At 51.9% G+C, this 15,094-nt stretch carries 15 protein-coding genes; 13 read left to right on the top strand and 2 right to left on the bottom strand.

The genetic code is table 11. The features are described 5' to 3' along the window. Positions 1 to 8: 8 nt before the first annotated feature. The 3 genes from mutM to FBF28_00355 all read left to right on the top strand — a co-directional run bounded on the left by mutM (position 9) and on the right by FBF28_00355 (position 2,839). The gene (gene mutM / locus FBF28_00345) at positions 9 to 977 is read left to right on the top strand and encodes a bifunctional DNA-formamidopyrimidine glycosylase/DNA-(apurinic or apyrimidinic site) lyase (GenBank protein QJU08028.1); all 969 of its coding nucleotides are present in this window, start codon (positions 9 to 11) and stop codon (positions 975 to 977) included. Further along, positions 974 to 1,885, top strand: coding sequence for a hypothetical protein (locus tag FBF28_00350; protein ID QJU08029.1), 912 nt, complete (start codon positions 974 to 976; stop codon positions 1,883 to 1,885). Before mutM ends, FBF28_00350 begins: the two co-directional genes overlap by 4 nt. Positions 1,886 to 1,981: 96 nt before the next feature. Beyond that, positions 1,982 to 2,839: a hypothetical protein gene (locus tag FBF28_00355; protein ID QJU08030.1), complete on the top strand. Its 858-nt coding sequence runs from the start codon at positions 1,982 to 1,984 to the stop codon at positions 2,837 to 2,839. Positions 2,840 to 2,903: 64 nt separating this feature from the next. On the opposite strand, the gene rpsT is transcribed toward FBF28_00355, so the two are convergent. Beyond that, a complete protein-coding gene (rpsT, locus tag FBF28_00360) occupies positions 2,904 to 3,272 on the bottom strand; it encodes a 30S ribosomal protein S20 (protein QJU08031.1) in 369 nt (122 codons plus the stop codon). 170 nt (positions 3,273 to 3,442) lie between these two features. Between rpsT and FBF28_00365 the strand changes: the two genes are divergently transcribed. The 4 genes from FBF28_00365 to rpsO are packed head-to-tail and all read left to right on the top strand — an operon-like array spanning position 3,443 to position 6,702. After that, complete coding sequence (locus tag FBF28_00365; GenBank protein ID QJU08032.1) at positions 3,443 to 5,212, top strand: hypothetical protein; 1,770 nt, start codon at positions 3,443 to 3,445, stop codon at positions 5,210 to 5,212. 3 nt (positions 5,213 to 5,215) lie between these two features. Next, the gene (gene truB, locus FBF28_00370) at positions 5,216 to 5,872 is read left to right on the top strand and encodes a tRNA pseudouridine(55) synthase TruB (protein ID QJU08033.1); all 657 of its coding nucleotides are present in this window, start codon (positions 5,216 to 5,218) and stop codon (positions 5,870 to 5,872) included. 17 nt (positions 5,873 to 5,889) lie between these two features. Then, on the top strand, positions 5,890 to 6,384 hold the full coding sequence (locus FBF28_00375) for a prepilin-type N-terminal cleavage/methylation domain-containing protein (GenBank protein ID QJU08034.1): 495 nt from the start codon (positions 5,890 to 5,892) through the stop codon (positions 6,382 to 6,384). Between the two features lie 51 nt (positions 6,385 to 6,435). Beyond that, positions 6,436 to 6,702, top strand: a complete 267-nt coding sequence (gene rpsO, locus FBF28_00380; protein QJU08035.1) for a 30S ribosomal protein S15 — start codon at positions 6,436 to 6,438, stop codon at positions 6,700 to 6,702. A 60-nt stretch (positions 6,703 to 6,762) separates the two neighbouring features. Here the strand turns inward: rpsO and FBF28_00385 are convergent, their stop codons facing one another. Continuing rightward, a complete protein-coding gene (locus tag FBF28_00385) occupies positions 6,763 to 7,356 on the bottom strand; it encodes a sortase (protein QJU08036.1) in 594 nt (197 codons plus the stop codon). Positions 7,357 to 7,476: 120 nt separating this feature from the next. Here FBF28_00385 and FBF28_00390 point away from each other — a divergent pair, with 120 nt between their 5' ends. The 6 genes from FBF28_00390 to FBF28_00415 all read left to right on the top strand — a co-directional run bounded on the left by FBF28_00390 (position 7,477) and on the right by FBF28_00415 (position 15,037). Next, the gene (locus FBF28_00390; protein ID QJU08037.1) at positions 7,477 to 8,094 is read left to right on the top strand and encodes a hypothetical protein; all 618 of its coding nucleotides are present in this window, start codon (positions 7,477 to 7,479) and stop codon (positions 8,092 to 8,094) included. A gap of 324 nt (positions 8,095 to 8,418) precedes the next feature. Further along, on the top strand, positions 8,419 to 8,898 hold the full coding sequence (locus FBF28_00395) for a hypothetical protein (protein ID QJU08038.1): 480 nt from the start codon (positions 8,419 to 8,421) through the stop codon (positions 8,896 to 8,898). Positions 8,899 to 9,026: 128 nt separating this feature from the next. Further along, a complete protein-coding gene (locus FBF28_00400) occupies positions 9,027 to 11,144 on the top strand; it encodes a polyribonucleotide nucleotidyltransferase (GenBank protein QJU08039.1) in 2,118 nt (705 codons plus the stop codon). Between the two features lie 60 nt (positions 11,145 to 11,204). Beyond that, positions 11,205 to 12,083 carry a hypothetical protein gene (locus FBF28_00405; protein QJU08040.1) on the top strand — a complete coding sequence of 293 codons (879 nt, stop codon included), beginning with the start codon at positions 11,205 to 11,207 and terminating at the stop codon, positions 12,081 to 12,083. A 63-nt stretch (positions 12,084 to 12,146) separates the two neighbouring features. Then, a complete protein-coding gene (locus FBF28_00410; protein QJU08041.1) occupies positions 12,147 to 12,725 on the top strand; it encodes a uracil-DNA glycosylase in 579 nt (192 codons plus the stop codon). A 143-nt stretch (positions 12,726 to 12,868) separates the two neighbouring features. Then, positions 12,869 to 15,037 (top strand): ribonuclease J, encoded by a 2,169-nt coding sequence (locus FBF28_00415; protein QJU08042.1) that lies wholly within the window; start codon positions 12,869 to 12,871, stop codon positions 15,035 to 15,037. The last annotated feature ends 57 nt before the right edge of the window (positions 15,038 to 15,094 follow it).

Here is a 15,094-nt window from a genome sequence, read left to right on the forward strand (position 1 = left end):
AGCGTCTTATGCCGGAACTTCCCGAAGTCGAGACGGTTCGCCGCGGGTTGGCGGAGTTACTGCCGGGCCGAGTGGTGGCGCGAGTGGCAGTGTTTGATTCGCCAAAAAGCTTTCCGAATGCGCCGGCTGATGTTGAACAATTTTTATATGGTGCGCGCGTGACGGCGGTGCGGCGGCGGGCAAAGGTGCTGATGATTGATTTGGATACGCATTATTCGCTGGTGGTGCATTTGAAGATGACGGGGCAGCTAGTTTTTCGCCAAAGCTCTCGTCATAGCGCTCGGGTATCCCCAAAAAAATCTCGGGGCCCACGTAAAGTTGCCCAAGATTTTTTTGCGGATACCGCTCGCGAAATCGACGACTTTGCTGGCGGTCATCCGAACGATAGCTTAATTGGTGCGCTGCCGGATCGGTCGACGCGGGTGCAGGTTGATTTTGTGGATGGGTCACGGCTATTTTTCAATGATCAACGTAAGTTTGGTTGGGTAAAATTACTGCCGACTGATGAGGTGAAGAACTTGCCGTTCATGCAAAAAGTTGGGCCGGAGCCGCTTGATCCCAATACACGCGCCGAGGATTTCATCCAGCGGATTCGCCGCCGCCAGAATTCGATGATCAAGCCAGCTTTTCTTGACCAGACAGTGATCGCCGGGGTTGGTAATATTTATGCTGACGAGGCGTTGTGGGCGGCGCGGATTCATCCGCAAACGCGGGTAAAAAACATCAGCGATCAGCAGCTGAATACATTATTTAACGAGTTGCGGCAAATCTTGCAATTGAGTATTGACCAGGGCGGCTCGACCGATAAAAATTATGTTGATGCCGAAGGCCGGAAAGGGAATTACCTGACATTTGCTCATGTGTTTCGCCGTGAAGGTCAAGCCTGCCATCGCCACCCCGATCAGGAGATTATCAAATTGAAAGTCGGCGGTCGCGGTACGCATGTTTGTCCAGTGTGCCAGGTGGAAGTTATATGATCCATCTCTTTCACGGCGACAACGAGTTTGAGAAACGGGCGGCGCTTGCGGCGCTGGTTGGTGATATGGAGGTGGTGCGGCGTGACGGCGAAGAGCTGACGGCCGCCGAGGTCTGTGAAGTGGTGATGGGGCAGAGCCTGTTCACGCTAGAGCAGGCGGTGGTCATTACTGATGCGAGTCAGAATGTGGCCCTGTGGCGTGAGTTGCCGGAGCTACTCAGCGACACGGCGATCACGGTTGTCCTTCTGGAGGCAAAGCTTGATAAGCGCACGAAAACGTATAAGTGGCTGCAAAACCATGCCGAGGTAAGGGAATACGCTCATTTCACTGAACGCCAAAAACCGCAGCTGAGTGCGTGGTGTGTTGAGCGGGCCACGGTGCATGGGGCAGTGTTGACAGCGGCACAGGCAACGACGTTGATCGATCGGCTGGGGTTTGATCAATCACGGCTTGATCTGGTGCTGCAGCAGTTGGCGTTGGCTGGCGAGTTGAATGATGAGCTAATTAATGCACTGGTGCCGCTCGCTCCGGCTGAAAGTGCGTTTGAGCTGTTTGCGGCGATGATGGATGGTGACCAGGGAAAAGTGCGCGCAATCATTGCCTACCTCGAGGCGGAGAGCGGTGATGATGGGGCGTACCAGACGCTGGGGCTGTTGGTTTCGCAATCGGTGCAGCTGAACGCGTTGGTGCTATCTGGCGGTGACACGGGGGCGGTGGCTCGTGATTTTGCGGCCCATCCGTATGCGCTAAGAAAGGTAGCGCCGTATGCAGCGCGGACGACACCGGCGCAACTTGCGGTAATTAATTCTGCCTTGGCGCAGGCTGATGAACATATGAAGACAACCCGTGTGTCGCCGTGGCTGTTGGTTGAGGCGGCGCTGATTGATGTGACTAGGATAGATCGCTAAGCCAGCATAAGCCATTTATATGCTTGACAAAATAAGTATGATATAGTACAATGCAAACTACTATTAGTTTACTAGAAAGGTAAAAAGGAATTAGCCATGGTCTTCAAAGATACGGAGCTTGATACGCAGGGGTCTGATAAACAACAGTCTTTAGACGAACGGCAAAAGCAATGGATGGAGCTGGGGCTCGAGGAGAAAATGGCTAGAAAAGAAACAGAGATTAGCCGAGGAGCTATTGACAATGAGCCTGCGTTAGTGATCGCCGAGATGGCAAAGTATGTTGGCGAAGAGTGTCCTCATCTCGTTCAGGTATTTGAGGAGACTAAACGTATGCGACTATCTGACAAACATCTGAGCTCATTAGCGGCAAATATAGACATAAGGTTAAATGAAACAAGACCCGAAGAATTGTATGAGATTGCCGGGGAGATCAAGGATAACTATGATACGTGGGCCGAGGGAAGGGCTGCACCGCCAATTGGCTCAAGAGGTCCACGTGGTGACGGTTATAAAACTCAGTATTTGTATGAAAGTATGATGGGGAACGGGCTTCCTGAGGAATTTTTTGACAAAATGGCCGTGGCATCCGTTCATTTTAATTATGTTTATCACCCAGACTCTCCGCAGAGTCAGATATATCAACAAATGCGACTTAACTCAGGGCGAGTGTCTGACATTGATGAGCTACAGGAGCAAACACTGAGAATTGCTGATGAAAGTCTTTATGATGCGGTAAAGCTGGTTATAGGGAAAAAAGAGCATGTGATTCGTGGAGTTTTTTGTGAGACGGACAATTATTACCCACAGCTCGTAACTCGGATGATAACAACGCTCGAGGTAGATAAGGGCTTGCCACAAGGGACTCTGTTGGAACGGGTTAAGATGGACGACTTGTTCCATAGAATAAAGGAGGATATTGGCCCGCGAGCAAGCACTAGACTTTCTCGGTACTAGGGCTCACAAATTGTAAAATACTCCCGCCAACCGACGGGAGTAATTGTTGATGCAAACCGAATGGCTATTTAGCTTCTTTGGCTGCTGGCTTTTTTGCAGCTGGTTTTTTGGTAGCGGTTGACTTGGTGGTAGTCTTTGCCGTCGTCTTTGCTGGGGCTTTGGCAGCTGGTTTTTTGGTCGCTTCAAGCTTAACACCGGCTTTTTTCGCGATAGCTGAGAGGGCACTCTTGCGCCGGGCAGCAGTATTTTTCTTCAGCAGGTTCTTCTTGACAGCGGTGTCAAGTTCACTATGGGCAGCGGCCAGCGTTGCGGCGCTTGGCTCGGCCATGAAGGCCTTGACGGCTGACTTGATGTCGCGCTTGATACCGATATTGCGCTCGCGGCGTTTTAGGGTTTGTTTTGCCCGTTTGATGGCGGATTTGATGATTGGCATAGATTTCCTTTACCTCTATAAATTTGTTTCGCTAATCAAGGATGGATTATACAGAAAAACCCAATAAAAGTAAAGAGTGGCTCGCATTGACGATAATCTATTGACTTTCCTGAAATGCTTATGTATAATGTGATTCAACGGTATAAACAAAAATAAACAGGGACACAACAATGGCGAGCCAGTCACAAAAGCAGCAGATCATTCAGAGCATCAAAGATGTGACTAATATCTTGGTGACGGTAAGCGCTGATCCATCGGTGGACGAGCTATCGGCAGCGTTGGGGCTGACAATTTTCCTCAATAAACTGGGCAAGCACGCCACGGCTGTTTTTAGTGGCAAAGTCCCGCCGGCGATTTCGTTCCTCGAGCCTGACGAGACGTTTGAAGCCACGGCGGATAGCCTGCGTGATTTTATCATCGCGCTTGATAAGGAAAAAGCCGACCATCTGCGCTACAAGGTGGTTGATGATGCAGTGAAGATTTTTATCACGCCGTACCGGGCGACAATTACCGAGGCTGATCTAGAGTTTTCGCAGGGCGATTATAACATTGAACTGGTGCTCGCATTGAATGTTGAGAGCCAGGACCATCTCGACAAGGCGCTGACGGCTCATGGCAAGATTTTGCATGATGCAGTGGTATCGACGGTGACCGCCGGTATGGTGAGGAGTAGTCTCGGGACGGTTGATTGGCATGATGATAAGGCGTCAGGCGTGAGCGAGATGCTGGTTGACCTGATCGATGAGTTACGAACACCGAAAATAACCATGGATGAGCAGATCGCGACGGCGTTGCTGACCGGTGTCGTGGCGGCGACGGAGCGGTTTAGTAATAACCTAACCTCGTCGCGGGTGATGACGTTGGCGGCAGAGCTGATGGCGGTTGGCGCGAACCAGCAATTGATTGCTACTAAGTTGGCCGAGGGGCAGGCGATTAAAGCCGAGGAGCACTCAGAGCTAGAGCAATCAAAGCAAGCGGCCGATGCAGCTGATGATGAGATGCACGATAATGACGGCCAGGATGGTGCTAATTTTAAGGTCGAGCGGGGAAAACGCTCAAAGCCGGCTGAGTCAAAAAGAGATGATGGCGCGTTGTCAATCAGCCATGAGCGGCGGGGTAGCCTTGATGAGGTGGCCAAGCAGACTCGGGCCGAAGAGCAAGATGCGGCGGCCCGCGCGGCCACGGCGCAGCTTGATCGCCTTCGAGCGGCGTCAGTGACGAGCGGACGGAGCGGTGCGCCATCAACATCGCAACCAATCAGTGCGTCGGTGTCGGCTGAGCCAGAAACGGCCGCACCGCTCTTGGGTGGAACGCTAAACGCAACGACGGAGCGGGCGGCTGAGGATAAGCGTCGTGATCTTGATACTGATCAAAACAAGACTATCTTGCATCACGGTACCTATGTCGGTGCGTCGCGGCCGGCCCTCGGCGAATCGCCGTTGAATGCCGCCATGGGGAAGTCTGATGAACCGCCGAGCGTTGACCCGTTTGCGACCACCAACAAAGACGAAGCGGTCATTGCCGCACTCAAGGAGGAGACGCAGGCGCTGGCTGACAAGCAGACTCAACCTGCCGCGCCGCCATCGCTGCCAGATTCTGAGCGCGACGCCCGAGCGGCAATTACCGAGGCGCTGGCTGCTGCACCACCGCTTGAATCTGCGACTTCGCCCGCTCCGGCAGTTTCACCTTCGCCACTACCGACAGTGTCGTCTGCTCCGGCCACGCTCGCCGATATTGAGTCTAATGTAATGCATGGCCTGCCACCGCTGCCTGATTTCTCTGACTTCTCAGGATCAGGTTTGCCGCCGCTGCCACCAGCTCCGGTCGGTGCTGCAGATGGGGGACTGCCAGCGTTGAACACCTCACCCTCAGCGCCATCCGCTCCGGCGCCGCCGCGCACCTTTAATCCGTCCCAATTCCAGATCCCGGGGCAAAAATAGCCCATGGATGAGGTGCTGCTCATTGATAAGCCGGCTGGCATGACAAGTTTCGGGGTAGTAGCGCGGTTGCGGCGGGTGCTCAGCCAGGCGGCGGGCAAGAAAGTGAAAGTTGGCCATACTGGTACGCTTGATCCGTTCGCTACGGGACTGATGATTATTGTGACGGGCAAGAAGTGCCGTGAGGCTGATACCTTTACGAAGCTTGATAAGTGGTATGAAGCAGAAATCATGCTTGGCGAGACGTCGACGACCGGTGATCCTGAGGGTGAACTGACTCGCGTGTCGGAGCGGCAGCCGCCTCGCAGTGAGGTTGAAGCGGTACTCAGTACATTGGTGGGTGAAATTAAACAGCGCCCACCGATATTTAGCGCCATCAAGATCAATGGCCGTCGGGCCTATCAGCTGGCACGTCAGGGTCAGTCGGTCGATATGCCAGAGCGCACCGTGTCGATCTATGCCCTGGAGCTTGTCGCGTATGAGTATCCTCGTCTGGTGATTCGAGCGCATGTTTCGAGCGGTACGTACATTCGGAGCCTAGCGGTTGATATTGGTCAGAAGCTGGGAACAGGGGCCTACTGCCACCAGCTGCGCCGCCAGGCTATCGCTGAATATGACGTCGCTCAGGCAAAACCATTAGCAGATTTTGGGATTTCGTCTTGAAGTGCTATTATCAAAGCATGGGTAGGCAGACAGGTTTTACAATCGTTGAACTATTAATTGTGATGGTCGTGATCGCGATTTTGGCAACCATCGGTATTGTGGCGTATTCGGGCGTGCGCCAGGACGCTACCGATACCAAGATCCGTTCCATCGTCAAGATCGCTGGGGACGCGCTGCAGATATATGATACACAGAAGCGAACGCTGCCGTCAGGACAGGGGACGTTCAACAACGCTAATAGCGTTGACTCGCTTGTACCACAGTATATCCAGCCGGGGTATCGTGAGGGTGTCAGCAGCAAGAACGCGTCTAGTCCAGACGATATTTTTGTCTGGTATCCATGCAAAGATACCTCTGGTAAGATAACAGGTATTGCGGTATTTGCGGCCCTTAATTCCGCCAAGCCGCAGGAGTCGGCTCAGGTTAATGCGGTCAAGGCGACCTGTAACATTCCGGGTGCCGCTGTGCCGACTACGGGTAGGCCAGCCTATAACTACGTGCAAACCTTTTAGTAGTGCAGCTGATTTGCGTTTTTAGCGTAGCATTGGTATAATGACGAGGCTATGATTAGCAAAGACGATAAAGCGAAAGCAATTGCTTTGACTCAGGTCAACAAGGACGACGTCGGCAGCCCGCAGGCGCAGGTGTCGATCTTGACGGCTCGTATCAAAGAGGTCACAAAGCACCTGAAGGCGAATAAGCACGACTTCATGGCACGCCGTGGCTTAATCCAGATGGTTGGCAAGCGTAAGCGCCTGCTCAAATACCTGGAGCGAACTGATTTTGAGAGTTATAAAGCGGTTGTGGCTGCCCTGGGTCTGCGTAAATAGTCGCGCCTCGGTAGTTGTACGGATATCCACCTTGATATATCACGAGGTGGATATTTTGATTTAACGTGGCGTAGCTACAAAAACCGTCCGGCCGTCGGCTGCGCCGCCAAGCGTGCATGAATAGAGGGTGAGCTGTGGCTTGTTGGTTCGGTTTTCAATGTGAACGGCATCTGGCTTGACATCAAATAACTGAGATATGACGTACCTGTAGCGTTTGCCACGGTAGTCAATGATTATTTCATCGCCAATGCGCAGCTTATTAATATTGTAGAATGGTGATTTTTGGATGGTTTGCTGCGGCGTCAGGCCCATGATAAATCGATGGGCCGACAAGACGAAGTTGCCGCCGTCGACTGGATTGCCATTCTCTGGCCGACGCCACCATGCACCTCGCTCCATAGTTTCGGCGCCGCCAGTAGCGTACGGTACGCTAATGTCAATTTTGGGGATGTAGAGGCGGTCCTCGGTGATGCTGGTTTCTGGCGTAGCGGCGAGAAGCTGGGTGGCTTGGTTGCGCGTTGGGTTAATGAGCTGAGCGCGAAAGAATGGACTAAACGCCGTGATGAGTGTGTAGCCGCCGCCAGCGAGCATGATGATAGCCAGACTCATACTGAGCCATCGGCGGCGGTTTTTGGCGTGGGTTGTCTGCTTCACTTGTTAATTGTAGCATGGGCGGGTCAGCCTAGCAGCATGGGTCGTTGTTTTACCGGGGTGAGCCGATCTGTTTTTTGGTGTTGTTTGACTTTTTATAGTTTTTATGCTAAATTACAAAGTATGAATGAATACGCGCCGCGGGCTGATAAATTACCGCCAGATGTGGCTAAACAAGCGGCAAGAGTCAGTGAAGTTGTGGCTGCTGTTAAGAAGCAGATTGGTCCGGATGGGGGACGATTAAGTGATGGCCCGCTGCATCTTGAGAAGTTGGAAGAGCCGAGCGCTGATGACCATAGCCCAAGGTTTACGAATGCAGATGATTTTTGGAAAAACGGCATGGATCCGTCGCGAGCAAATCCGTCGCAAGACGGCTCTGATACGTCTGAAAAACTGCCGAGTAAATTTGTTAATAATTTTTGGCAGTACTTCTTTCCGGATAAAATGTTTGAGGATGACTTATTGGGGCCAACGGTCCTAAATAAACCGCCGCGAAAACTGCTTAAAGAAACAGGAGGAGAACTCCTCACATCGGTTCAGCAGTTGTTTGGGATGTTATTTGAGGATACCAATATTGATAGCCACAAACTTGCTACCCTGGAGTCAGCAGCTGGTGAAGAGCACCTTACCGATCTTAAGGAGGCAGTGTTTATGCTCTATGTGCTGGCACTACATACGGTTACTCAACAAGATGCTGCTGGGGCTGGGTGTCCGAGCGCACATGCTTATTTATGTCTGTAGGAGCTTCATATGACGAGTCATGAACAATCGGAAAAAAAGAGTCCAATAAGTCGGCGCGGTCTATTATGTGGTGCGGTTGGGACAGCGGCGGCTATAGCTGGTGGGTTACTTATGAACTGTGGCGATGAAAGTCAACGGATACTATCGGTAGAGACGAATGCTTCAAAGCTTGATCTTGATTGGGCGTATGAGATATATGGTCAAGCCCGTGACATGTTTCGGCAATGTATTGAGGAGGCGCCCGTGTTTACGAGTGAGATACCGCCGATATTGCCACCGCCCACGTCGGTATCTGTCTCTCGAGACGGAGGTAGGCGTGGTTTTATGACGGGGGGTGCGCTACTTCGTAAGGCCGGTCATTCTGAGCGAGCAGTGATAGGCACGGGAGTCTCTTCGGATTTGGGTGATGATAGTAGGGTGCACGTAGCCGTCGCGTTTGAATTGTTGGCAGGTAAGCCCGAAGCTAAGATTGCTGAGCTGATGGCGGTTTGGGGAGTATCGAGGCGAGGGTTACCGACAGAACGTGCCTTTCGGGGTATACTGTATGAAATTGATCCGGAAGAGCTGATGCTATCCTTTGTGCCAGTATCTCAGAGGCAACCGACAGCGCCAACTAGTGAGCAGCCGTATGAGTGGACTGCTATGCTGCCGGGAATGGAGAGTTTTAATGTGATACAACAAGTCATTGGTGCGGCTGGCGGTAGCTCACCGGAGGTGTTGTCACCAACGCCAGAGGTTTTGGATCGAGTAAGTGAGCAGCTCGCTGCGGTTCGGGATGCGTTTGCTCAGGCCGGCTTCCTATAAAGCGTGCGGCGCTGTGATATAATAGATGGTACGAAGCATAACCCGCAGACGGTGATGGATGTGTGGTGTGTTGATAGTAAACCAGCATGCATACACCTGTTACTGTCTTTGCGAGAAAGAGAGGATCTATGGCAATTATTAACCCGAGTGGCAAGGAGATTTTTTCGGTTACTACTGAATTATGTGGGCGGCCGTTGACGCTGGAGGTCAACCGTGTTGGTTTTCGGACGACTGGTAGCGTACTGGTGCGCTATGGCGATACGGTGGTCTTGGGCAGTGCTCAGGTGGGCAGCCGGCCGGTGCAATTGGATTATTTCCCGCTGTCGATTGATTATGAAGAACGGTTTTATGCAGCGGGTAAAATTTCTGGCTCGCGGTTTATTAAGCGCGAGGGCCGGCCGAGCGACGAGGCGGTGCTGATCGGCCGGTTGATCGACCGTCCGATTCGGCCACTGTTTCCAAAGGGCTACCGCCAAGAAGTGCAAGTGGTGGCGACGGTGCTGAGTATGGATCCGGATTTCCGTCCAGATGTGGTGGCGATGATTGCGGCTTCGAGCGCCTTGATGCTGACTGGGACGCCGTTTGACGGGCCGGTAGCGGGCTTGCGGGTGGGTCGCGTGAATGGTGAGTTTAAGGCCTTTTTGACGCCAGAGGAACGTGAGCAATCTGATTTGGATTTGGTAGTAGCTGGTATCGAGAGTGGCATCACCATGGTGGAAGCTGGTGCCAAGGAGGTATCAGAAGAGGTGATCGTCGATGCCATGGCCTGGGCACACCAGATGATGCAGCCGGCGATTGCTTTGCAGCGAGAACTGGCGGCCAAAGTGGCGCCAGTCGCGCAGGAATATGAATTAGTTTTACCCGACGAAACAATTCAGCAGACGGCTGATGCGTGGGTTGACGGCAAGCTGGGCGAGAAAATCCGCCTGCCGTACCCGGAGCGCAACGAAGTGGTTAACGAGATTCGCTGGGCATTTCACGAAGCGATGGCCGAAAAGCTGGGATTGAGCGCTGAGGAGTATGATGAAGTACGCGACGAGTATGATGAAGCGTTCACGCTGGCGCTACACAAAGATGTCCGCCGCGGGATTGTCGAGGACGGCAAGCGCCCGGATGGCCGCGCTTTGACGGAAATTCGTCCGCTCAGCTCAGAGGTCGGCTTGCTGCCGCGAGCGCACGGTTCGAGCTTGTTTACTCGCGGCGTGACGCAGGGTATGAATATTGTCACCCTGGCGCCGCTGAGTTACGCGCAGCTGGTTGATACTATGGAAGTTAACGATGGCGAGCGGCGCTATATGCACCATTACAATGCGCCGGGCTATACGGTTGGCGAGGTTAAGCGGATGGGCAGTCCGGGCCGGCGCGAAATTGGTCACGGCTACTTGGCGGAGCGTGCCTTGACGCCGGTATTGCCAAGCGAAGAAGACTTCCCGTATGCCATTCGCAGCGTTACCGAAATTATGAGCCAAAACGGTTCAACGTCGATGGCAGCGACCTGTTCGAGCTGTCTGGCGTTGATGGACGCTGGCGTGCCTCTCTCGGCACCGGTTAGCGGCATTGCTATGGGTCTGATGATGGACGGTGATACGCCGTACATACTAAGTGATATTGCCGATGCTGAGGATTTTGCCGGTGATATGGATTTCAAGGTGACTGGTACAGCCAAGGGTATCACGGCGCTGCAGATGGATATGAAAGTGCATGGCTTGCCGGTGGCAGTGCTGCGCCAAGCGATTGAACAGAGCAAGGCGGGGCGGGCGCATATTTTGCAGCATATGCTAAGCGTACTACCAGCGCCGCGCGAAGCACTTAGCCCGTACGCGCCGCGAATTGAAAAGCTAAAGATTGATCCGGATAAAATCGGCGCCGTGATTGGCAAGGGCGGCGAGGTAATCAACAAGATTACCAGTGAGACTGGTGCTGAGATTGATATTAAGGAAGACGGCCTGATTACCATCGCTAGTCCGAATAGTGAGTCGATTGAGAAGGCACTTGCCTGGATTAAAAGCCTGGTCGAAGAGCCAGAAGTTGGCAAAATCTACGAAGGCAAGGTCGTCAGTATCAAAGATTTCGGAGCGTTCGTGAATATTCTGCCGGGAGTTGACGGGATGGTACATATCTCGAAGCTGGCCGATCACCGCGTGGCTAAGGTGACTGACGTGGTCAAGGAAGGCCAGATGGTTCGAGTAAAAATTACCGGCATCGATGAGCGCGGTAAGATTAACTTGACGATGATCGGGTTGTAACTTTTGCTTTTTAGCAAAGTACGCTACAATAGGAGAATATAAGACTAATTGAGGGGGATTATGGACGATAAGAATAATAAAAACGTACCACAACCGACAGCAACACCGCCAGCAGCAAATGAGCAGGCTGCTCCAGTAGTACCACAGCCAGTACCATCGGCTCCACAATCGCAGCAGCCGCTGCAGCAGGGTGTGCCAATGCAGCCCAAAAAGGGCTTGAGCAAGGGTGCGCTATGGGGTATCATCGGTGGCTCAATTGGTTTGATAGTCATTGTCGTTGGTATCGTGTTGGCAGTTATATTCCTTGGTGGGCCATCAAAGGCTGATTACCAAGAAGCTGCTAAGGCCATGAAAGAGTTTGATGGTGGTAGCCTTAATTCAGCACTCAGGTCGGCAAGCGCTGATAATGCAAAGAAGCTGATTGAGGAATCGGTGGAGCGTGCTGATACAATGATGAAAAAACTTGATGCATCAAAGATTATGCGCGACGAGGAGACCAAAAAATCTTTCGGTGAATACAAGACTGCCTACGAAAAAGTACGCCCGAATTTGCTTGCCATTGCCAGTCTGATAGGAGATATGAAGGACTTTTCTAAGAAGTGCGCACCAAGCTTCTCCGGCTATGTCGGTAAGTCAGGAGACGAAGTAAAGAAACTCTACGATGAAAAGATGAGCGACTGCTATAAGCTACTCGATAACGTTGCCAAATCAGAACAGAAAGAAGCACAGGACTTTGGCAAGCAAATGAAAGAGTATTACAAGTTGCTGGGTGATTACTTCGTGGCACGCGCTAATAAAGACTACACTACTCGGGTACCGCGTCTACCGTCGGGTAGCTCAAATCCACTGGCCGGCTTTGCTAAAAAGATTCAAGAGTCAAACCTACAGAAACACGAGCGAGAATTCATCAATTTAGTGAAAGAAAAAGCTGAAAAGTAATTTTCGCCTCAGCATCAAGCAAAACACCTCGCATAGTGACGAGGTGTTTTGTATAATAGAAATATGGATGAGGCAGCGCAACTGGAGGTTTTGGCGGCAGAGATTATCGCTGGTGATATTTGTCATGACTTGGCGCTGCAGGCGACGCAGCTGGTGATAGGTGATGGTCGGGCTGACGCAGACATTGTATTTATCGGTGAAGCGCCAGGAAAAAACGAAGATCTTCAGGGCAAACCATTCGTTGGGGCAGCTGGTACATTTCTTGACGAGATGTTAGCCGCAGCCCAGTTACGTCGTCAAGATGTCTATATCACCAATATCGTTAAATATCGGCCGCCAAACAATCGTGACCCGCTGCCGGAGGAGAAGCGCGCTTTTTGGCCGTATTTGATGCGCCAATTGCAAATTATTCAACCAAAGGTAGTCATCACACTGGGTCGGCATAGCGGCATGGCATTTATTCCTGACTTGGCGATCTCGCGTGATCATGGCAATCCGCGCTGGGCACAGTTCAACGGTTTGAAGTTCTTGGTGATTCCGCTGTATCATCCGGCAGCGGCGCTGTATAACGGGGCGTTGCGGCAGACGTTAATTGACGATTTTGTGCGGGCGGCGCAATTGGCCGTCCAGGCGAGCGTCTGAGCTATTTTTGACAAGAGCTGGCACCCCGTGCTATAATGAACGCAATTGTTAGGGGATAGATTTGTCGTACGTTGCCCCCATGTCTATCGCCTGTCATTCTAATTTTGCAAGGTATTTATTTTTATAAAAGGAGAACAATACGCATGGGCCAGAGACGACTTGCGACGCCGAAGGGCGATGATCAGTCAAAACGACCAGCTACAAAAAAAAGTAACACAGCGGTGATGAATAGTACCACCACTCGCAAGGGCGAAGTGTTTCGGGCGCAGCGGCGCACGAGTGAGAACGTTAATCTCAGGGCGTCGCAGCACGTGATCGATATTCCGGTCAACAAATCAGTTTACAACGGCTATGGCGGCGAGCAATTTAGCGCCAAAATGCAGCCAAAACGCACTCGCGGCGGCAAACCGAAGTTGAGGATTATCCCAATCGGCGGTGTCGGCGAAATGGGTATCGGTAAAAACATGAACGCCATTGAGTATGACGATGAGATTATCATTGTGGACATGGGTTTCCTGTTTCCGGGGAGCGATTATCCAGGTATTAATTACATCACGCCAGATATCACGTGGCTAGAAGAAAATAAGCATAAGATCAAGGCGCATGTGTTCACCCACGGGCACCTTGATCACATTGGTTCATTCCGGCACTTTATCCACCGGATTCCAGCACCGGTCTATGCATCGAAATTTACCATCGGCATGCTAGATAAGTCGCTGGCTGACGCGGATACTGATTTCCAGCCGGACTTTCGGGTGATGGACCCATTGAGCCACGAAGTTGTTCAGGTGTCGAAGCACTTTTCGGTAGAATTGGTGCGGGTGAATCACTCGATTCCAGATTCAACGGCGGTGGTGATTCGGACGCCGCTGGGCGTGGTGATTGACTCTGGTGACTGGCGATTTGAGGAAAGTCCGGTTGATGGTCAGAAGTTCGACCTCAAACGGATGACTGAAGTGGCGTCCAAAGAAGGCGTGTTGATGTTCATGAACGAATCGACCAACTGTGAATCAGAGGGGACGCACACGCACACCGAGTTTGATATTCAATATTCCATCGGTCAGGTGATGGATAAATTTAGTAACAGCCGAGTGATTTTAAGCTGTTTCTCATCGCAGGTACACCGCCTACAATTGATTTTGGAAGAAGCGCATAAGCACGGACGCAAGGTGGCGTTTGCTGGATTCTCGATGATTCAGAACTTGGAGGTGGCGCTGCGTTCAGGCACCATCAAGATTCCGAAAGACACCGTCATGAAGATGGAGGACATCATCAAGCTGCCTGATAGTCAGATCACCGTGGTTTGTACCGGTTCGCAGGGTGAGTTTAATGCCGTGCTGAGCCGCATGGCGACTGGCGCGCATAAATACATGAAGATTAAGGGCTCTGACGTAGTGGTGTTTAGCTCCAATCCGATTCCGGGCAATGAGAAAAACGTGGTGCGAACGGTTGACGGCTTGATGCGCGAGGGCTCTGATGTGATTCAGAACGGCAAGACGCACCTGACGGGGATTGGGCCGCTGCACTTGTCGGGCCATGGTTACTACGACGATCACATCAAGCTGATTAACGCATTGAACCCGACGTACTACATGCCAATTCATGGTGAATTCCACATGCTGGTGCACAATGCGCGGCTGGCAGAAAAAGAGTGTGGTATTCCGAGGAAGAATATCTTTGTGTGCGACGCCGGCGATGTTATTGAAATTGACGTTGAGCGGCAAGCTAAGAAAGCCGGTCGGATTCAGGCTGGCGGCGTGATGTATGATGATACGGGCGCTATCGTCTCTGAGGTGGTACTAAAAGACCGGATTCATATGTCTCAAGAGGGAATGTTTGTGGTGGTGTTAACGGTACAGCGTGGCACGGGACGGTTGCTAACCAGCCCAGACATTATTTCCCGTGGTTTCATCTATCTACGCGATTCCGAGGAATTGATGAATATGATTCGCCAGTACTTGAAGCAGAAGGCGGCGCGTAGTTTTGCTGGCAAGTACGACCTTGATGTGGTAAAGAAAGAAATTAAGGATGAAATTACCCATATATTATATGACCAGACCAGGCGGACGCCGATCGTTATCCCGGTAATTAACGAGGTTGGCGGTCTGAAAACGGTAAAATCGACTGCTGCTTCGAATACTTCTATCGCAAAGACACCGGTGCGCAGCAAAAAACCTACCATCGCTTCAGCGGCGGAACCGAAAATGACTCTGCCAACTATGCCGCGCCGCCGCTTCCCGCGCCGCCAGGTGCCAGACACCGAGGCGAATGATACCAAGGCTCGAGAGGTCGGCCGAGTGCGCGCATACTAGTCCACGCTTGCTATTTGTTGTAAAATATGCTACAATGTGAATGTCGGTAAAGTGATA

The sequence above is a fragment of the Candidatus Saccharibacteria bacterium oral taxon 488 genome, from assembly GCA_013099195.1.
In the GTDB taxonomy this organism is placed as follows: domain Bacteria; phylum Patescibacteriota; class Saccharimonadia; order Saccharimonadales; family Saccharimonadaceae; genus Nanosynbacter.